The following is a 17,997-nucleotide window of genomic DNA, read 5'->3' as shown; positions in this document are numbered from 1 at the left end:
GGAGACCTACCTTTCCGGTTGTCAGCGGCACTTCCCCAGCCGCGACGGGACATGCCTGAGGAGAACTCTCGTGAGCGCGCTTTCCGTATCCCTCCCCCGCGCACCGATCGCGACGGACGAGGGGCTGACGCTGCTGCACGACCTGTTCACCGTCGAGCACCCGTCGACACGAGAACCGCGCCCGGCCGGCTGGTACCGGGCCGCGCTCAGGGGACGGGCGCAGCAGTGGCTGCGCAGGGCGGCCCTCTGGGGCGCCGGCCCGGACGGAGCCTGGCGTGCCTGGTGAGGACGCCGGGTCGATGACCACCTCGCCCGCCGCTCGTCCGGCGGCCGGACAACAGAGCAGGGGAGTGGAGTCGTGGTGCTGGAGCCGATCGTGACCGTGCTGGCCTTCCTCGCGTCGCTCGGGCTGGTCGTCGCGCTGGGCAGGAGCTCGACCGCCCGCTACGAGGCCGAGCGCGCCCGTGCGCAGCGGGTCCGCGAGGAAGCCGACGTCGCCGGCGCGGCGGACCACCCCGCCGGCGAGCGCGCTCCCGGGCGCGAGGGCTGGTGGCTCGTGGATGAGTCCGGGGAGCAGCCGGGCCTGCTGGCGGGTCCCTTCGCGGAGCGGATCGACGCGGACTGGGCGGCGCTGTCGGCCCGGCTGCCGGAGACGGCGCGGCCCGCCTACGGCGTCCGGCTGGTCGACGGCTCGCTGGGACGGCGGCAGTCCCCGCAGGAGCGGGCCTGGCTGGTCGAGCTCGGCCGCCAGCTGGACCGGCTGTCCGCGGACTGGGACGACCTGCTGACCGACACCGATGAGCTGACCACGCTGCTGGTCGAGGTGAGCGCGGCGCTCGTCGAGGCCGGCCTGGGTCTGTACGACTGCGCGGAGGGCAGCACCGCCGGCGGGGTGTGCCTGATCCCCGAGCCGGGCGGTCGCGGCATCCTCGTCACCTGGCGCCAGCACGACCGGATGAGCGTCGACCGGGTCCACGGCGCGCCGCTGGAGTCGGCGGTGCAGCGGACCATGAACGCCGCGATCGCCGACGTGCTGACCCAGATGGGCTTCCCGGTCATGCCCGTCGGGACGACGGGGTGCCACCTGGTCGTGGCCACGCAGGAGTCCGCGCCGGCGTCCTGACCCGCTGCCGTCCAGGAAATGGCACGCGGCCGGCGCCGTCCACCGGGTACCGTCCCGCTCGCCCGTGACCAGCAGCCGGGCGGCATCGCCGCCGCGGGTCCTGCGTGTCGGTCGCGGGCGTGCCAGGTGGTCACGTGTCTGTCCAACACGCGGGTTCGACTCCCGGGGCCGTCCGGCGCGCGGTCACCCCGGTCCCGGCGGTCTGCGGCGCCCCGTGCGCTCCCCGCCGGGGCCCGACCGCGCGCCGGGCGGTCGCGACGTACGCGGCCGGGACGACGAGAGGAGGGCGGTGCGGTGCGGATCGTGGTGCAGGAGTGGGAGCGCGTGCTGCTCCACCGGGACGGCCGGTTCGCCGAGGTGCTCGGGCCCGGGCGGCACCGGCGGCCGCGGTGGCGGCGCACGCGCGTGCGGGTCGTCGTCCGGCCGCGGCTGCTCGTCGTCCCCGGGCAGGAGGTGCTGACCGCCGACGGGCTCTCGGTCAAGGTCAGCCTCACCGTCGCCTGCCGCACGGCCGACGCGCGGCGCTGGCACGAGGCCGTGGAGGACGCGGACGCGTTCGTCTACGCGGCGCTGCAGGTGGCGCTGCGCGAGGCGGTCGCCGTCCGCACCCTCGACGAGCTGCTGACCGCCCGCGACACCGTGCCGGACGACGTCCGGACGCGGGTCGAGGCGGCTGCCGAGGCGGTCGGCGTCGTCGTGGAGAGCCTCGCGCTGCGCGACGTGATGGTCCCCGCCGAGCTGCGCCGGGCGGCCGCGGAGGTCGCGACCGCCCGCGCCCAGGGGCAGGCGGCGCTGGAGCGGGCACGGGGCGAGGTCGCGGCGACCCGGGCGCTCGCCAACGCCGCCCGGATGGTGGCCGACCAGCCGGCGCTGCTGCAGCTGCGCACGCTGCAGGCGATCGAGGCCGGCGGGGCGACGGTCCACCTGTCGGTCGGACCGGACACCCGGTCCGCAGGCTGAAGCTCAGCCCGGGCCGGGTGCCACGTCCCGCTCGGCGAGCAGCCGGTCCAGCTCGTCCTCCAGGCGGCGCAGCCGGGCGGCGAGGTCCTCGGCCTCGGCCTCGGTGGTGGCCTGCCCCTGCGCGATGAACCAGCTGGCCACCGTCGCCGTCACCAGCCCGACCAGCGACACCCCGACCACCATCAGCGAGACCGCGACCAGCCGGCCGAGCGTGGTCACGGGGTAGAGGTCGCCGTAGCCCACGGTGGTCACCGTGGTGACCGCCCACCACAGCGCGTTCCCGAACGAGGTGATCGAGGCCTCGGGAGCGCCGCGCTCGGCGTCCAGCGCGGCCAGGCCGCCGATGAACACCAGCAACCCCGCGGCGACGACCACCGCCTGACCCGAGCGCGCCAGCCCCGCGCCGCGGCGGAACAGCACCTGGCCGGCGGTGAAGACCCGCAGCACGCGCAGCGGCCGCAGCATCGGCAGCACCACGCTGAGCACGTCGATCGGGTGGCTGAGCAGGTAGCGGAGGCGCCGCTCGGCCAGTGCCACGCGGACGACGAGGTCGACGGCGAACGCGGCCAGGATGCCGGGCGGGGCGGTCAGCAGGCGGACGACGGCAGCGCGCCGTCGGCGGTGCCCGCGGTAGTGAGAACCCCGGCCAGCGCGTCCAGCGCCCCGGGGACCAGCGCGTAGTACGCCCACACCCCGCGCTTGTCCCGGGAGAGCAGCCCGGCGTCCACCAGGACCTTGAGGTGGTGCGACACCGTCGGCTGGGACAGCCCCAGCGGCTCGGTGAGGTCGCAGACGCAGGCCTCGCCACCGGCGTGCGCGGCCACGAGGGAGAGGAGCCGCAGCCGCGCGGGGTCGGCGATCGCCTTGAGCACCCGCGAGAGGTCGGTCGCCTCCCCGGCGGTGAGCGGGCGGCCGACCAGCGGGGCGCAGCAGGCCGCGGCCAGCGGGAAGGGGGCGTCGACGCTCACCCGACCAGTATGCCAACGAGATTGACGGACGTCGATGCGCCGGGCACAGTGTGGCATCGACGCGGGTCGATGCCCGCCCGATCCGGGAGGGCTCCACCACCGCATGAGCGACACCGTCGCCGAGACCGCACGCCCGGGCACTGGCCCCGGGGCCCCGGTGCTCGCGCGCCTGTCCACCCTCGACCGCTTCCTGCCGGTCTGGATCGTCGCCGCCATGGCGCTCGGCCTCGCGCTGGGCCGCTGGGTGCCGGGCCTGGACGAGGCGCTGTCCGCCGTCGAGGTCGGCAACGTCAGCCTGCCGATCGCCGTCGGTCTGGTCCTGATGATGTACCCGGTGCTGGCCAAGGTCCGGTACACCGAGCTGGACCGGGTGACCGGCGACCGGAGGCTGCTGGCCGCCAGCCTGGTGCTCAACTGGGTCGTCGGCCCGGCGCTGATGTTCGCGCTGGCCTGGCTGCTGCTGCCCGACCTGCCCGAGTACCGCACCGGCCTGGTGATCGTCGGCCTGGCCCGCTGCATCGCCATGGTGCTGATCTGGAACGACCTGTCCTGCGGCGACCGCGAGGCCGCCGCCGTCCTGGTCGCGGTCAACTCGGTCTTCCAGATCGCTGCCTTCGCGGCGCTGGGCTGGTTCTACCTCCAGGTGCTGCCCGGCTGGCTCGGCCTGCCGACGACGTCGGCGGAGTTCAGCGTCGGCGCCATCGTGCTGAGCGTCCTGGTCTTCCTCGGCATCCCGCTGCTGGCCGGCTTCCTCACCCGCGTGGTGGGAGAGCGCGCCCGGGGCCGCGACTGGTACGAGTCCCGCTTCCTGCCGCGCATCGGGCCGGTCGCCCTCTACGGCCTGCTGTTCACGATCGTGCTGCTCTTCGCGCTGCAGGGCGAGGCCGTCACCTCCCGGCCGGGGGACGTCGCCCGCATCGCGCTGCCGCTGCTGGCCTACTTCGCGCTGATGTTCGGCGGGTCCTTCCTGCTGGGCATGCGGCTGCGGCTGGGCTACGCGAAGACCTCGACGCTGGCCTTCACCGCTGCCGGCAACAACTTCGAGCTCGCCATCGCGGTGGCGATCGGCACCTTCGGCGTCACCAGCGGCCAGGCGCTCGCCGGCGTCGTCGGCCCGCTGATCGAGGTGCCCGTCCTCGTCGCGCTCGTCTACGTGGCCCTGTGGGCCGCCCGCCGGTTCTTCCCCGGCGACCCGACCGTCCCCGACCTGTCCAGGAGCGCCCGATGACCGCCGCGAAGCCCAGCGTCCTGTTCGTCTGCGTGCACAACGCCGGCCGCTCCCAGATGGCCGCCGGCTGGCTGCGGCACCTCGCCGGCGAGGCGGTCGAGGTCCGCTCGGCCGGCTCGCTGCCCGCCGACCAGGTCAACCCGGCGGCGGTCGAGGCGATGGCCGAGGTCGGCGTCGACATCGCCGCCCAGCAGCCCAAGGTGCTGACCACCGAGGCGGTCGAGGCCTCCGACGTGGTCATCACCATGGGTTGCGGCGACGCCTGCCCGGTCTTCCCGGGCAAGCGCTACCTGGACTGGGCCCTGGAGGACCCGGCCGGCAAGGGCGTGGAGTCCGTCCGGCCGATCCGCGACGAGATCGAGTCGCGCATCCGCGGCCTGCTCGCCGAGCTGCAGGTCTCTCCCGCGACCGGCCGCTGAGCCGACGCCTGCCGACCGCCCGGGTCAGCGGGCGTGCCTGCTCAGCGCCACGGCCCCGGCGGTGAGCGCGACCAGCCCGGCCAGGACGCCGAACGCGACCGGGTGGCTGCCCGTCGCCGCGGCCAGCGCGGTGCCGCCCCACGGGGCCAGGGCCGCGGCGGCGGTGACGGGCGCGGAGAACCAGCCCGACAGCGTGGCGTACCGCGCGACGCCCCAGCGGTCGGCCACGACGGTGGCCTGCAGCAGCGTGCCGGCACCTCGCGCGGCACCGGCGAGGACCGCGGCGGCGATCAGCACCGCGGGCGGGCCCGGGACGACGGCCAGCGCACCGATCGTCACCGCCGACGCCACGATGATCGCCACGGTCCGCCCGGCCGGTGTGGTTCGGGTGCTCAGCGGCGCGTACCCGATGCGGCCGAGCAGCTGCCCGGCGCCCAGCAGGCCCAGCGTGGTGGCGGCCAGCGAGGCGCTGAAGCCGCGTCCGGTGAGCAGCGGGATGAGCGCGAGGCTGGCCGCGTACAGGCCGAACGCGGTCACCGTGAGAGCCGCGGACAGCAGCAGGAAACCCGGCGTCCGGACCTCCGCCGGCACCCGGCGGGGCGTCCCGCCGGGTGCCGGCGAGGGGTGCGCGGCCGGTGGCCACGGCGGGGTGAGCGCCAGGGCGTGCAGCGGCACGGTGACCACCGCCAGCACCGCGGCGAGCACCAGGTAGGTCGCCCGCCAGTCCAACACGGTCAGCAACGCGCTGGTCAGCGGCGCGAACACCGTGCTCGACAGGCCGGCCACCAGGGTGAGCGTCGTCAGCGCCCGCACCCGCCGGGGGCCGTACCAGCGGGTCAGTGCGGCGAAGGCGGCCTGGTAGAAGACCGCCGCCATCGCGATCCCGGCGACCAGCCAGGCGGCCACGAACCAGGCGAAGGTGGGCGCCAGGGCGATGCCGACGGTGGCGGGCACGGCGAGCACCGAGCCGGCGGTCATCACCCGGCGGGGACCGTGGGAGTCGAGCAGCCGGCCGACGGGGATGCCGGCCAGCGCGGAGACGACCAGGCCGGCGGAGAAGGCGGCGGTGGCAGCGGTCGCCGACCAGCCGGTGCCGGCCGTGATGTCGGCCAGCGCGACCGGGAAGGCGTAGTAGAGGACGCCCCAGCTGGTGACCTCGGTGACGGACAGGGCCAGCAGCACGCGGCGGGGCGGACGCCGGGCGGGCTGGACGTCGGCCGCCGCGGTGCTGGTCCGGGTCACCGCCGCCGCCCGCTCAGCCGCAGCAGCTTCCTGCGACGGGCTCGGCGGACCGGCCGTGTGCCGAGCCGGTGGCGAACCCGACCCCGTCGGTCGGGCGGCCGGTGCCCGCTGCGACCTCGGCGGCCTCGCGGTCGCCGAGGTCGGTCGAGCAGACGCCGGTGGACGGCAGGTGCAGTTCCACCCGCTGCGCGGCCGCGGTGTCGCCGGCCAGCGCCGCGGCGATGGAGCGGACCTGCTCGTACCCGGTGGCCAGCAGGAACGTCGGTGCCCGGCCGTAGGACTTCGTGCCGACGACGTAGCAGCCCTCGTCCGGGTGGGCCAGCAGCGCCTCCCCGTGCGGGGGCACGGTGCCGCACGAGTGCAGGTTCGGGTCGATCAGCGGCGCGAGCCGCGCCGGGGCCTCCACCGCCGGGTCGAGCTCGAGGCGCACCTCGCGCAGCAGGTCCAGGTCGGGGCGGAACCCGGTGGCGGCGGCGACGGCGTCGACCGCCAGGTCCACCGGCGCTCCGTCCCGACCGGTGCCGGTGACCGTCAGCGGACCGCTGCCGTCGGCCGGGGGCGTGAGCGCGGTGACGGTGACCTCGCGGAGCAGGGTGACCGCGCCGGCGGCGACCGCCTCCTTCAGCGTCGAGCCGAGGAGGCCGCGGGCGGGCAGGCCGTCGGCGTCGCCGCCGCCGTAGAGGCGGGCCGGCGAGCGGCCGCGGATCGCCCAGGTGATCGCGGTGCCCGGTTCCTCGTCGCGCAGCCGGACGAGGGCCAGCAGGGTGGTGGCCGCCGAGTGGCCCATGCCCACCACCAGGGTGTGCCGGCCGGCGAAGCGTTTCCGGTCGGCACCCAGCACGTCGGGCAGCGGCCCGGCCAGCCACGGGCCGGCCCGGTCCTCACCGATCGCCGGCAGCCCGGCCGCGCCGAGGGGGTTGGGCCGGCCCCAGGTGCCGGAGGCGTCGACCACGGCGTGGGCGCGCAGGTCGACGACCCGCCCGTCACGCACGGTGCGGACCAGGTACGGGCGTCCCTCGCGGCCGACGGTGCGGGTCTTGTCCACGCCGTCCCGGCTGACCGCCAGCACGCGGGTGCCCGTCCGGATGCGCGGCGCCAGCTGCGGCGTGGCCGCCAGGGGGGCGAGGTAGGACCCGACCAGCTCCGCGCCGGTCGGCAGCGCGTCGCGGTCGGGGGCCTCCCAGCCGGTCCGCTCGAGCAGCCGGGCCGCGGCGGCGTCGACGTCGTACTCCCACGGGGAGAAGAGCCGCACGTGCCCCCACTCCCGGACGGCGGCACCGACCTCGTCGCCGGCCTCGAGCACCAGCGGCTCCAGACCGCGCTCCACCAGGTGCGCCGCCGCCGCGAGCCCCACCGGCCCGGCCCCGATCACCACGACGGGGAGGTGTGCGGTTCCGGTGGCCATCCTGATCAGCTCCTCGGGGCATCGGCCGTCGTCGATGCCGATCAACGTATCAGCGACGACTGTTGACAACAACGTCTGCGTGTCATCATGGGGCCATGGGCAGGGACCTGGGCGTGCGGCTGCTCGACACCGCCGGCCCCACCTCCGCGGCTGAGCAGGCGCGCCTGCTGGCGCCCCAGCTCAAGGCGCTGGCCGATCCCAACCGGTTGCTCCTGCTGCTGCTCCTCGCCGAGGGCCCGCACACCGTCCGCGAGCTCACCGACGCGTCCGGCCTGAGCCAGACCCTGGTGAGCCACCACCTCGGGGCCCTGCGGGAGCAGGAACTGGTCACCCTCACGCCGAGGGGCCGCAGCAACGTCTACGCGCTGTGCTGCGAGGCGCTGGCCGGCCCGGTCCGGCTGCTGGCCACCCTGGCCGCGACCACCCCCGAGGGCGCCGAGGCCTGCTGCGCGCCCTGACCTCGCGGGGACTTGACCCTGGACCCGGCTCCAAGGCCTAGCGTCCGCGCCATGACGACGACAGCCGTGCGGGGACTGCGGGTCGCGGAGCTGGCCGCGGCGGTCGGCGTGCGGCCCGACACGGTCCGCTACTACGAGCGGGCCGGGCTCCTGCCTCCTCCGCACCGCACCGCCGCCGGCTACCGCCAGTACGCCGAGGCCGCGGTCGACCGGCTCAGGTTCATCCGTGGCGCCCAGCGTCTGGGGCTCCGGCTGGCCGACATCCGCACGCTGCTCACCGTCCGGGACACGGGCACCTGCCCGTGCGAACCGGCCGAGGAGCTCCTGCGCCGGCGGCTGGCGGAGGTCGACGCGCAGATCGCCGCACTGACCGAGCTGCGCTCGCAGATGGCCGCGATGGCCGACGCCCTGCCCGCGGCGGACTGCCCCCCGCCCAGCCCCGGCACCTGGTGCCCACCCGTGGAGGGAGGTGACCCCCGATGCTCGAGCTGACCTGCGACTGCGATCCCGACTGCTGCGACGAGACGTGCGACTGCACGTGCTGACGGCCGGCTGACGGGCGTCTGCCGGGCCCGGGACCGGCGGACGCACGGGTGTGACGCCGGCCGCGCGCGGTCGTGACCGCCGGGCTGGACGGGACGGCTGGGGCGGTGCTGTGGCCACCTGCACACCCCAGAGGACGGCGGACGGCGCCGGGAGCTGCGACCGTGGACACGGGTGCCCGAGGTCGTGTGCTCTCCCCGCCCCTCGAGCGGCCACCCCCTGCGGTGGCCCGTCCCCCTCTGCGAGGTCCCCCGTGCCCACCGCTCCCGTGCTGCCCCGTGCCCGGAACCCGGTCCTGGCGGCGCCGGCACCGCCGCCGCTGCCCCGCCTGCAGGCCGCCGTCGCCGCCGTCTTCGCACTCGACGGCGCCGTCTTCGGCAGCTGGGCCGCGCGCGTCCCCGACGTCGCGGCCGCGGTCGGCGTCGGGCACAGCGGGCTCGGCGTCGCGCTGCTCTGCCTGTCCGTCGGCGCGCTGGCCGCGATGCAGGTCACCGGCGCGCTGTGCGCCCGGCTCGGCGCGGGGGTGGTGACCACCGTGGCCGCGCTGCTGCTGTGCGTGTCCCTGGTGCTGCCCGGCCTCGCCACCTCGATGCCCGGACTGTGCGCCGCCCTGCTGGTCTTCGGTGGCGCGACCGGCATGGTCAACGTGGCGGCCAACGCCGTCGGCGTCACCGTCGAGCGACGGAGGGGGCGGCCGCTGCTGTCCGGGCTGCACGCCGGCTTCAGCCTCGGCGGCCTGGCCGGCGCGCTGATCGGCGGACTGCTGGCCACCGTCGCCGGCGTGGCCGCCCACCTGGTGCTCGTCGGCGGCGCCGGCCTGCTGGTTACCGCCTGGGCGGCCCGCGCCCTGGTCGGCGCCGACGGTCCCCGCTCCGCGGCGCCCGACCCCGCCGACGCCGGGCGCGACGCGGCGCGGCCCACCGCGGTGCTCGTCGTCCTCGGTGCCGTGGCCGGCTGCACGGCCTTCGGCGAGGGCGCGCTCTCGGACTGGGGCGCGCTGCACCTGCACGAGGAACTCGGGGCGACGACGGCGCTGGCCGCGGCCGGGTACGCCGGGTTCTCCCTCGCCATGGCCTGCGGCCGCCTCGCCGGGGGCCGGCTGGTGGCGGCCCTGGGGGAGCGGCGGCTGCTCGCGGGCGGCACCGTGCTCGCCGCGGCGGGGGGCGTGGCCGCGGTGACGGCGACGACGGTGCCCACGGCGCTGGCCGGGTTCGTGGTCGTCGGGCTGGGGCTGGCCAACGTGTTCCCGCTGGCCATCTCGCGGGCCGGCGTCCTCGGTGGTGCGCGCGGCATCGCGCTGGCCACCACCGTCGGCTACACCGGCCTGCTCGGCGGCCCGCCGCTGATCGGCCTGGTGGCCGAGCACGCCGGGCTGCCCGCGGCGCTGGCCACGGTGCCGCTGCTCGCCCTGGTGGCCACGCTGCTCGTGCTGTCGGTCTCCGGCGACGCGCTGCGGGTGCCGGTGACCCCGCGCGGCCTGGTCGCCGCGGTCGCCCCCCGCGTGCAGCCGCTGGTGTCCGGCTTCGGCCACGGCACCGCCGTCTACGTCCGGGACCTGCGCGCACTGAGCCCCACGGCCTGACGGGTCCCGGTCGCCGAACGGCAGGCGGTCAGGCCCCGGCGGGCAGGACGGCGTCGCCGCTGGTCAGGGAGTCGATGGCGGCCACCCGCGCCAGCACCCCCTCGGCCGGACCCGGCCGGCCCAGCCAGAAGCCCTGGGCCTCGTCGCAGCCCAGCGCGACCAGCCGCTCCCAGGTGGCCCGGGTCTCCACGCCCTCGGCGACCACCCGCAGCCCCAGGGCGTGCGCCAGCTCGATGGTGCTGCGCACGATGACCTGGTCGGTGCCGTCCAGCTCCATCGTCGAGACGAACGAGCGGTCGATCTTCAGCGTGCTCACCGGCAGGCGGCTGAGGTAGGACAGCGAGGCGTGCCCGGTGCCGTAGTCGTCGACGGAGAGGGTGACGCCGAGTCCGCGCAGCCGCTGCAGGACGTCGAGGGCCTGGCCCGGGTCCTGCATCGCCGCGCTCTCGGTGACCTCCAGCTCCAGGCAGTCCGCCGGGAGGCCGGCGTCGGCCAGTCGTGCGGCGATGCGGTCGGGCAGGCCCGTGTCGAGGAGGACGCGGGCGGAGAGGTTCACCGCGACGGTGAGCGCCACGCCCTCGGCCCGCCAGCGGCGGCAGTCCTCCAGGGCCTGGGTGAGGACGACGTCGGTGAGGGTGCGGATGAGCCCGGTGGCCTCGGCCAGACCGATGAACTCCGACGGGGGGAGCAGGCCCCGCTGCGGGTGCTCCCAGCGGACCAGGGCCTCCACGCCCCGCACCCGCCCGTCGGCCAGCGCGGCCTTGGGCTGGTAGTGCACGCGCAGCTCGCCGTCGCGGATGCCCCGCCGCAGGTCGCCGAACAGGCTCAGCTGCGCCGGGTCGTGCCGGTCGAGCCCGGCTGAGTGGACGACGACGCCGCTCCGGTCGGCCTTGGCCGCGTACATGGCCACGTCCGCGGCGCGCAGCAGCTCGGCCGGGTCGGTGCCGGCGGTGGCCACGCCCAGGCTGCCGTCGACCTCGAGCACGATGCCGTCGACGTCGAAGGGGAGCCGCAGCGCGGCCAGCAGCCGGTCGGTCGTGCGCCGGACGGCGTCGGGGTCGGCGTCCCGGAGCAGCACGACGAACTCGTCGCCCCCCAGCCGCGCGAGCACGTCGCCGCGGCGCAGCTCCGCGGTCAGCCGCTCGGCGACGGCGCGCAGCAGGGTGTCCCCGACGGCGTGTCCGAGCGTGTCGTTGACCTCCTTGAAGCGGTCGAGGTCGAGCATCACCACGGCCAGCGGCGGGCCGCCGGCGGCCGCGTCGTCGACCGCCGCGCGCAGCTCCTCGGCCAGCCCGGCCCGGTTGAGCAGGCCGGTCAGCGGGTCCGTGCGGGCGCGCTCGCGCAGCTCCTGCTCGGCCTGCGCGCGGCGGGCGTGCTGGGCCTTGAGGTCCCGGGCGCGGCGCGACCCGAAGACCATCATGAACAGGTGCGAGGCGGCGAGCAGCAGGACGGCGTCGTCCAGCGGGCCGACCGCCGACCGCGACCAGTCCGCGATCCGGCCCGGCAGGTCGGCCAGCACGCTCGCGATCGCGACCAGGACCGTCAGCAGCACCACCACGGCCGCCTCGCGGGCCACGGTGGACCGCAGCTCGGCGGGTGTCCCCGGGCCCGGCACGTCCACGGCATCCTCCTGATCGCCGTCCGCCCCTGCTGACGTCCCGATCCCAACGGCACGGGCGCCGGTGACCTTGAGCGGCGGCGACCGCGCTCACCCCGGCGGGGCAGTCGCCGGGCGAGGCCCGGGGTGCTTCGGCTTGATCCCGGCTGCCGGGTGCCGATGAGCTGAACGGCGGAGTCCGCGCTCCGCCGCAGGTCGGAGGCGGGGGAGGTGAGGCCGTGGTCCGCGGACCGACCCCGCTCGCCCCGGCCGCCGCCGACCCGCACGCCAGCCGGCCCGAGGGCCGGCCACTGGTGTTGCTGGCGTACGTCTGCGGCTTCGCCATGGTGGCGCTCTTCTACGGCCTGGACGAGACGCTCGGCGTGATCGGCGGTGCGCTCAACGTCGTCTTCGGCATCTACTTCTGCCGGCACCTCGGGTTCGCCGTCGCCGCCGCCCGCTGGGCCGAGGCGGACATGCTCGCCGCCGACGTCGGGCTGGACACCTACACGCCGTCGGTGGCGGTCTTCGTCGGCTGCAAGAACGAGGAGCTCGTCGTCGACGGGATGGTGACGGCGCTGCTCGCGCTGGACTACCCGGCCGACCGGCTCGCCCTCGTCGTCGTCGACGACGGCTCGGACGACACCACCGGCGCCCGCCTCGACGCCTGGGCCGCCCGTGAGCCGCGGCTGCGCGTGCTGCACCGCCCGCCGGGCTCCGGCGGCGGCAAGTCCGGCGCGCTCAACGACGCCCTGCACCTGGTCGACGCCGAGATCGCCGTCGTCTTCGACGCCGACCACGAGCCGGAGGCGACGGCGCTGCGCCGGCTGGTCCGGCACTTCCGCGACCCGGTCGTCGGCGCGGTCATGGGCCGCTGCGTCATCCGCAACGGCCGCGACTCGCAGATGGCCTCGACGGTCTTCGTCGACTTCCTGTCGGGCTACCTGGTCAACGAGTACGGCCGGCAGGCGCTGTTCGAGCTGCCCGCGTACGGCGGGGCCAACTGCGCGGTGCGGATGTCCACGCTGCGCGGCCTCGGCGGCTGGAACCCGCACACCGTCACCGAGGACACCGACCTCACGCTGCGCGTCCTGATCGCCGGCCAGCGGGTCCGCTACGACCTCTCCGCCGTCGACTTCGAGGAGGCGGTGGTCAGCGCCCAGCGCTTCTGGAAGCAGCGGTACCGGTGGGCGCGGGGTCACCAGAAGTGCTTCCGCGACTACTGGCGCCCGCTCATGCGCTCGCCGCACCTGAGCCTCGTCGAGAAGGTCGAGACGGCGCTGTTCCTGCTCGTCTACCACGTGCCGCTGCTCAGCGGGATCGGCCTGCTGCTCACCGTGCTGCGGGCGTTCGGCATCGGCGACCTGCCGATCGTGGCGCTGCTGCCGCTGTCGATGCTGCTGTTCGTCGGCCCGCTGGCCGAGCTCTCCGTCGGCCTGCTCGTCGGCCGGGTGGAGCGGCGGGCCGCCTGGCGGCTGCTGGGCTTCCTGCCGGCCTTCGCGCTGTCGATCTGGATCACCAGCCGCGCCTACGTCGACGGCATGCTCGGCCATCCCTACACCTGGGTGAAGACCTCGCGGTCGGGGGCGACGTCCACGGTCCGGGTCGACCCGCCCGCGGTCGCGCCGGCCGGGACGGCGTCCTGATGGCGACGGCGGTGGCCGTCGTCCCGCTTGAGCGGGGCCGGCACCGGTACCGGCGTCCCCGGCGCCCCCGGCGCAGCGGTCGCCGGCTCGTGCCGGTGCTGCTGGACCTGGCGCTCGCGGTGGTCATCTGCGCCGTCGGCTTCGAGTACGGCGCCGGGTTCCTGCAGGTCCACGAGGCGCGCTGGGTCGCCGACGTGCTCACCCTCGCCGGGGTGGAGTCGGTGTCGGACTCCCTAGAACGGCACATCCTGGTGTTCCGGGCGGACGGCGAGATCATCCTGGCCGAGGTCACCGAGTCCTGCTCCTCGATCCTGTCGGTGCTGGGCCTCACGGCGCTGACCGCCGTCGTCCTGCGCGGCCGGCGCCAGCACGCGGTGGCCGGACTGGTCGTCGCGGTCGCCGCGCTGCTGGTGCTCAACCACCTGCGGCTGGCCGGCTCGACCCTGGCCGGCCTGGTCTGGGGCACCCCGGCACTGGTGCTCTTCCACGACTGGGTCGGCACGGTGTGGAACCTCGCGGCCACCCTCGGCGGGTTCCTGCTGATGGTCTGCATCACGCTGCCCACGGCGGAGCGCGCCGAGCAGGACGTCGCCGGGCGGCACACGGCCCGCCGTCCGGGCAGCTGGGCGCGGCCCGGCCTCGGCTACCGGCTGGCCGACGAGCAGGTGCCCAGCAGTTCACGGCGGCTCAACCTGACCGGGCTGATGTACCGCTACGTGCTGCCGACGCGGGTCGCCCGGTGGATGGGCGCACGCCGCGAGGCCGGGCGCATCGACTACCGCATCGGCCACCTGCCCTCGGCCGAGCGCGCCGCGCGGGTGCGCGCGCTGGCCGGCGACGGGCTGGGGGCGCACGCCGCGTCCCTGGTCGCGGTGGCGACCTACGACGACGACCCGGCCGTGCTCGACGTGCTGGCCGAGTCGATCGCCGCCCGGCAGTGGGAGCCGGTGACCAACCACCGGATCGCCGCCCTGCGGCTGTGGGCGCGCGGCTGGCTGCTGCGGCACCCCGACCGGGACGCCGCCCCGGAGTCCGCCCCCGTGCCCGAGCCCGCCGCCGTCCCCGACGACGGGGAGGCCCCCACTGCGCGGCTGCCGCGCGCCGCCGCCCGACCGTCCGTCCCCCCGGCGCCGCGCCCGCGCGCCGCCGCCCTCCTGCCCGCTCCGACGACCCAGGACGCCCGATGACCCCCTCGCTGCCCCAGCCCCGGCCGCCCGCGGCCACCCCGCCGTCCGACGGCGCCGCCGTCCTCGTCACCGGGTCCGGCGGCCCGGCCGGGGTGGCCGTCGTCCGCCGGCTGGTCGCCCTCGGCCACCGGGTCGTCGCCGGCGACGCCGACAGCGCCGCCGCCGGGGGCGCCCTCGCGGACGTGGCGGTCACGCTGCCCCGCGGCGACCACCCGCGGTTCGTCGAGGCGCTCGTCGGCGTCTGCACCGCGTACGGCGTCGACGCGCTGGTCGGCACGGTCGCCGAGGAGCTCCCGCACCTGGCCGCCGGCGCCGGGCTGCTGGCCGCGGCCGGGGTCGCCACCTGGCTGCCCGACGCCGCCGCGGTGGACGTCTGCTGCGGCAAGGCCGCCTTCGCCCGGGCCATGGCCGCCGCGGGGGTGCCGCACCCGGCCACCGCCGCGACCGCGGGCGAGGTGGCCGGCGTCCCCGGCCCGTGGGTGGTCAAGCCGCTGGCCGGCCGCGGCAGCCGCGGCGTCCGGCTGCTCGACGAGCCCGGTGCCGTGGTCGGGGCGCTCAGCGAGGACGGCGGCCTGATCGCGCAGACCCGGCTGACCGGGCGGGAGTTCACCGCCGACGCGCTGGTCGACCGGGACGGCGCCGTGCGGGTCGTCGTGCCGCGCTGGCGCGAGGAGACCAAGGCCGGGATCTCGGTGAAGGGCCGCACCTTCGCCTCCGACGCGGTGACCCGGGTCGTGACCGGTGCGCTGGCCGCGGTGGCGCTGACCGGGCCGGCCAACGTGCAGGGCTTCGTCGCCGACGACGGCACCGCGACCGTCGTGGAGATCAACCCCCGCTTCTCCGGCGGCCTGCCGCTGACCCTCGCCGCGGGTGCCGACGTCGTCGCCGCCTACCTGGCCGGCGTCCGGGGCGCCCCGCTGCCGGACCTGTCGTTCCGGCCCGGTGTGGCGATGAGCCGCTACTTCGCCGAGACCTACAGCAGCGACGACGGCAGCCCCGTCGTCGACCCCTGCGCCCCGGTGGCGGTGACGGCATGAGTCGTGAGCGGCACGTGCTGGTGCCGTTCGGCACCCGGCCCGAGGTGGTCAAGCTGGCCCCGGTCGTCACCGCGCTGACCGACGCCGGCCACCGGGTGAGCGTGGTCGACACCGGCCAGCACACCGACCCGCGGATGGGCGCCCAGCTGCAGGCGGCGCTCGGGCTGACCCCCGGGCACCGCTTCGCGCTGCCCACCGACCCCGCCGAGCGCACCGGCGCGCTGCACGCCGACGCGTTCCGGGCGCTGCGGCTGTCCGGCCCCGACCTGGTGCTCGCGCTCGGCGACACCAACACGGTGCCGGCCTACGCGCTCGCCGCCCGGGCCGCGGGGGTGCCGTTCGCGCACCTGGAGGCCGGGCTGCGCAGCCTCAACCCGCGCAGCGTCGAGGAGGTCAACCGGCGGGTCGCCGCGGCGGTCGCCCAGCTGCACTTCGCGCCCACCAAGCGCGCCGCGGCGTTCCTCTCCGACGAGGGCGTCCCCGCCGAGCGGGTGTTCGTCGTCGGCAACCCCGTGATCGACACCCTCGTCGCCCGCGGCGTGCAGCGGGTGCCGGTGGGGGAGCGGTCCGGCGTCCTGGTCACCGCGCACCGGCCGACCAACGTCGACGACCCGGTCCGCCTGGCCCGCCTCGTCGGCGTGGTGCGGGCGCTGGCCGAGCAGGTCGGGCCGGTCACCTTCCCGGTGCACCCGCGCACCGCCGCCCGGCTGGCGGCCACCGGCCTCGGGCACCGGCTGGAGCACCCGTCGATCACGCTGACCGGGCCGGTCGAGTACGACGTCCTGCTGGCCGCGCTGGCCTCGGCCCGCCTGGCGGTCACCGACTCCGGCGGCATCCAGGAGGAGGCCGCGTACCTCGGCGTCCCGGTCGTCGTGCTGCGCGGCTCGACGCCGCGCTGGGAGGGCGTCGAGGCCGGGACGACGACCCTCGCCGGGCTCACCGACGACCGCGCGGCGGCGGCCGTGCTGTCCGCCGCCGCCGGGCACACCAGCCGCGAGGGGCAGGAGCGCGCCGGGACGGCGCCCTGCCCGTACGGCGACGGGACGACGGGACCGCAGGTGGCCGCCGTCCTCGCCGACGAGCGCACCGACGCCCTGCTCGCCCTCGACGAACCCGACTTCACCGACGGGCGGTTGCCGTGGTGACGGAATGGGCCGGGCCCCCGCCGCTGGGCGTCGTCGTCGACCTGGACGACACCCTCTACCCGCAGGCCGACTACCTGGCCTCGGCCGCCGCCGCGGTCGGGGTCGCGGCCGGGCAGGCCGGGCTCGACGGCGACGCGGTGCACGCGGCGCTGCGTGCGGAGCTGGCCGCCGGGTCCGACGCCGGCGGGACGATCGACCGGGCGCTGCTGGCGGTCGGCGTGCCGGCGACGTCGCTGGCCGAGCTCGTGCCGCCGCTCGTGGCGGCCTTCACGCAGCACGCACCGCCCCGGCTCGCGCCCTACCCCGGGGCCGCCGACGCACTGCGGGCGCTGGCCGCGGCCGCGCCGCTGGCCTGCCTGACCGACGGCAACCCGGCCATCCAGGCAGCGAAGGTGGCCGCCACCGGGCTCGGTCGGCTGCTGCCGGTCGTCGTCGTCACCGACACCCTGGGCGGCCGCGCCGTCCGCAAGCCCCACCCGGCCGGCCTGGTCGCGGTCGCCGCGGAGCTGGGGCTGCCGCCCGAGCGGCTGCTGGTGATCGGCGACCGGCCCGGCAAGGACGTCGCCGTGGCGGCGGCCGTGGGGGCCCGGGCGATCCGGGTCCGGCAGGGGGAGTACGCCGCCGCCCCCGACGAGCCGCGCGCGTGGGCGGTCACCGACACCTTCCCCGCGGCGGCGTCGCTGGCGCTGGAGCTGCTGGGCTCACCCGTTCGGGCGGAACTGCTCCCGCACGCTGTGGTCCCGCGCTGAACCTGCCGATGCGTCCCCCGACGGGCGGGCCGGCCGCCCGGGGGACGGGGGCGCATCGGATGGACGACGGGAACAGGTCTTCGACGGCACGGCGGCTGCGCGCGGGCGCGGCCCGTGCCGCGCTGGCCGCGGTCATCGCCCTGGTGGGACTGCTCGTCCTGCCGGGTACGGCATCGGCCGCCTGGAAGGTGGAGCCGCTGCTGGACTGCCACGTGGCGAACGCCGACGGCTCGAGGACGCTCGTCGTGGGCTACACGAGCCACACGTGGGGCGTGTGGCGGGTCCCGCACGGCAAGAAGAACGACCTGTACCCGTCGCGGCTCCAGGGGGTCCAGCCGACCGCGTTCGAGTCCGGCACCACGCACGGCGCCTTCACGGTCCGGGTCACCGCGGCCGAGCTGCGCTCGGGCGCGCGGTGGGAGCTGGAGGGGTACGTCCTCGACTTCGCCGCCGCGGTCGGCTCCACCTCGCCGTGCCCGCCGTCGTCGGAGCTGCCGGAGGAGGGCAACGGGACCGGCCCGGCGATCGCGCTGGCCGCGGCGGGCGTCGTCGGCGGCGTCATGGTCCACCGGGCGAGCCGGCGCGCCCGGGCGCTGCAGTGACGCGCCGACGTCGTCTCCCCCTGTCGGGGGAGATCGGGCGCACGGGGCTACAGGGACGGCCGCAGCGCGCCGATGCGACCCCGTCGGGCGGGTCGGCCGCCCCGGA

The 17,997-nt window shown here is 76.8% G+C and carries 19 protein-coding genes; 14 read left to right on the top strand and 5 right to left on the bottom strand.

Annotated elements, in window-relative coordinates:
* The first annotated feature begins 70 nt into the window (after positions 1-70).
* From BLR12_RS09835 to BLR12_RS09825, 3 genes are all read left to right on the top strand, one after another.
* Positions 71-286, top strand: a complete 216-nt coding sequence (locus tag BLR12_RS09835; RefSeq protein WP_091377030.1) for a hypothetical protein — start codon at positions 71-73, stop codon at positions 284-286.
* Between the two features lie 75 nt (positions 287-361).
* Positions 362-1,123 (top strand): hypothetical protein, encoded by a 762-nt coding sequence (locus BLR12_RS09830; protein WP_255363406.1) that lies wholly within the window; start codon positions 362-364, stop codon positions 1,121-1,123.
* A gap of 294 nt (positions 1,124-1,417) precedes the next feature.
* Positions 1,418-2,083, top strand: coding sequence for an SPFH domain-containing protein (locus tag BLR12_RS09825; protein WP_091377026.1), 666 nt, complete (start codon positions 1,418-1,420; stop codon positions 2,081-2,083).
* Between the two features lie 3 nt (positions 2,084-2,086).
* Here BLR12_RS09825 and BLR12_RS09820 read toward each other — a convergent pair whose 3' ends face one another.
* The gene (locus BLR12_RS09820; protein ID WP_091377023.1) at positions 2,087-2,620 is read right to left on the bottom strand and encodes a potassium channel family protein; all 534 of its coding nucleotides are present in this window, start codon (positions 2,618-2,620) and stop codon (positions 2,087-2,089) included.
* Between the two features lie 50 nt (positions 2,621-2,670).
* A complete protein-coding gene (locus tag BLR12_RS09815) occupies positions 2,671-3,051 on the bottom strand; it encodes an ArsR/SmtB family transcription factor (protein ID WP_255363405.1) in 381 nt (126 codons plus the stop codon).
* Between the two features lie 103 nt (positions 3,052-3,154).
* On the opposite strand from BLR12_RS09815, the gene arsB reads away from it, so the two are divergent.
* Entirely contained in the window at positions 3,155-4,279 is a 1,125-nt protein-coding gene (arsB, locus tag BLR12_RS09810; RefSeq protein WP_091377019.1) for an ACR3 family arsenite efflux transporter, read from the top strand.
* On the top strand, positions 4,276-4,698 hold the full coding sequence (locus BLR12_RS09805) for an arsenate reductase ArsC (RefSeq protein WP_091377018.1): 423 nt from the start codon (positions 4,276-4,278) through the stop codon (positions 4,696-4,698). The genes arsB and BLR12_RS09805 overlap by 4 nt, the downstream gene beginning before the upstream one ends.
* A gap of 24 nt (positions 4,699-4,722) precedes the next feature.
* Here the strand turns inward: BLR12_RS09805 and BLR12_RS09800 are convergent, their stop codons facing one another.
* Together BLR12_RS09800 and BLR12_RS09795 are read right to left on the bottom strand one after the other, a co-directional pair.
* A complete protein-coding gene (locus tag BLR12_RS09800; RefSeq protein WP_255363404.1) occupies positions 4,723-5,940 on the bottom strand; it encodes an MFS transporter in 1,218 nt (405 codons plus the stop codon).
* A gap of 13 nt (positions 5,941-5,953) precedes the next feature.
* Positions 5,954-7,345 carry an FAD-dependent oxidoreductase gene (locus tag BLR12_RS09795; protein ID WP_091377015.1) on the bottom strand — a complete coding sequence of 464 codons (1,392 nt, stop codon included), beginning with the start codon at positions 7,343-7,345 and terminating at the stop codon, positions 5,954-5,956.
* Positions 7,346-7,440: 95 nt separating this feature from the next.
* On the opposite strand from BLR12_RS09795, the gene BLR12_RS09790 reads away from it, so the two are divergent.
* From BLR12_RS09790 to BLR12_RS09780, 3 genes are all read left to right on the top strand, one after another.
* Complete coding sequence (locus BLR12_RS09790; protein ID WP_091377012.1) at positions 7,441-7,803, top strand: ArsR/SmtB family transcription factor; 363 nt, start codon at positions 7,441-7,443, stop codon at positions 7,801-7,803.
* 51 nt (positions 7,804-7,854) lie between these two features.
* Positions 7,855-8,295, top strand: coding sequence for a heavy metal-responsive transcriptional regulator (locus BLR12_RS09785; protein WP_091377009.1), 441 nt, complete (start codon positions 7,855-7,857; stop codon positions 8,293-8,295).
* A 304-nt stretch (positions 8,296-8,599) separates the two neighbouring features.
* Positions 8,600-9,928, top strand: coding sequence for an MFS transporter (locus BLR12_RS09780; RefSeq protein WP_218120608.1), 1,329 nt, complete (start codon positions 8,600-8,602; stop codon positions 9,926-9,928).
* A gap of 28 nt (positions 9,929-9,956) precedes the next feature.
* Here the strand turns inward: BLR12_RS09780 and BLR12_RS09775 are convergent, their stop codons facing one another.
* Entirely contained in the window at positions 9,957-11,549 is a 1,593-nt protein-coding gene (locus tag BLR12_RS09775) for a putative bifunctional diguanylate cyclase/phosphodiesterase (RefSeq protein ID WP_091377007.1), read from the bottom strand.
* A 215-nt stretch (positions 11,550-11,764) separates the two neighbouring features.
* Between BLR12_RS09775 and BLR12_RS09770 the strand changes: the two genes are divergently transcribed.
* Genes BLR12_RS09770 through BLR12_RS09745 form a run of 6 tightly spaced genes read left to right on the top strand, consistent with a single transcriptional unit; the run spans position 11,765 to position 17,891 of the window.
* Positions 11,765-13,171, top strand: coding sequence for a glycosyltransferase family 2 protein (locus BLR12_RS09770; RefSeq protein WP_091377004.1), 1,407 nt, complete (start codon positions 11,765-11,767; stop codon positions 13,169-13,171).
* On the top strand, positions 13,171-14,358 hold the full coding sequence (locus tag BLR12_RS09765) for an exosortase/archaeosortase family protein (RefSeq protein ID WP_091377001.1): 1,188 nt from the start codon (positions 13,171-13,173) through the stop codon (positions 14,356-14,358). Before BLR12_RS09770 ends, BLR12_RS09765 begins: the two co-directional genes overlap by 1 nt.
* Positions 14,355-15,395 (top strand): ATP-grasp domain-containing protein, encoded by a 1,041-nt coding sequence (locus tag BLR12_RS09760; RefSeq protein WP_091376998.1) that lies wholly within the window; start codon positions 14,355-14,357, stop codon positions 15,393-15,395. The genes BLR12_RS09765 and BLR12_RS09760 overlap by 4 nt, the downstream gene beginning before the upstream one ends.
* A complete protein-coding gene (gene wecB / locus BLR12_RS09755) occupies positions 15,392-16,540 on the top strand; it encodes a non-hydrolyzing UDP-N-acetylglucosamine 2-epimerase (protein ID WP_091376995.1) in 1,149 nt (382 codons plus the stop codon). Before BLR12_RS09760 ends, wecB begins: the two co-directional genes overlap by 4 nt.
* Positions 16,537-17,289, top strand: a complete 753-nt coding sequence (locus BLR12_RS09750; RefSeq protein WP_091378393.1) for an HAD family hydrolase — start codon at positions 16,537-16,539, stop codon at positions 17,287-17,289. Before wecB ends, BLR12_RS09750 begins: the two co-directional genes overlap by 4 nt.
* Positions 17,290-17,348: 59 nt before the next feature.
* On the top strand, positions 17,349-17,891 hold the full coding sequence (locus tag BLR12_RS09745; protein ID WP_091376992.1) for a hypothetical protein: 543 nt from the start codon (positions 17,349-17,351) through the stop codon (positions 17,889-17,891).
* Positions 17,892-17,997 lie beyond the last annotated feature (106 nt).

The sequence above is a fragment of the Geodermatophilus sp. DSM 45219 genome, from assembly GCF_900104025.1.
Lineage (GTDB): Bacteria > Actinomycetota > Actinomycetes > Mycobacteriales > Geodermatophilaceae > Geodermatophilus.
This window is presented reverse-complemented; position numbering and strand designations above follow the sequence as displayed.

Coding starts and splice junctions, on each gene's coding strand:
- arsB (WP_091377019.1), top strand. CDS start 3,155: ATGAGCGACACCGTCGCCGAGACCGCACGCCCGGGCACTGGCCCCGGG.
- BLR12_RS09805 (WP_091377018.1), top strand. CDS start 4,276: ATGACCGCCGCGAAGCCCAGCGTCCTGTTCGTCTGCGTGCACAACGCC.
- BLR12_RS09795 (WP_091377015.1), bottom strand. CDS start 7,345: ATGGCCACCGGAACCGCACACCTCCCCGTCGTGGTGATCGGGGCCGGG.
- BLR12_RS09790 (WP_091377012.1), top strand. CDS start 7,441: ATGGGCAGGGACCTGGGCGTGCGGCTGCTCGACACCGCCGGCCCCACC.
- BLR12_RS09785 (WP_091377009.1), top strand. CDS start 7,855: ATGACGACGACAGCCGTGCGGGGACTGCGGGTCGCGGAGCTGGCCGCG.
- BLR12_RS09765 (WP_091377001.1), top strand. CDS start 13,171: ATGGCGACGGCGGTGGCCGTCGTCCCGCTTGAGCGGGGCCGGCACCGG.
- BLR12_RS09760 (WP_091376998.1), top strand. CDS start 14,355: ATGACCCCCTCGCTGCCCCAGCCCCGGCCGCCCGCGGCCACCCCGCCG.
- wecB (WP_091376995.1), top strand. CDS start 15,392: ATGAGTCGTGAGCGGCACGTGCTGGTGCCGTTCGGCACCCGGCCCGAG.
- BLR12_RS09745 (WP_091376992.1), top strand. CDS start 17,349: ATGGACGACGGGAACAGGTCTTCGACGGCACGGCGGCTGCGCGCGGGC.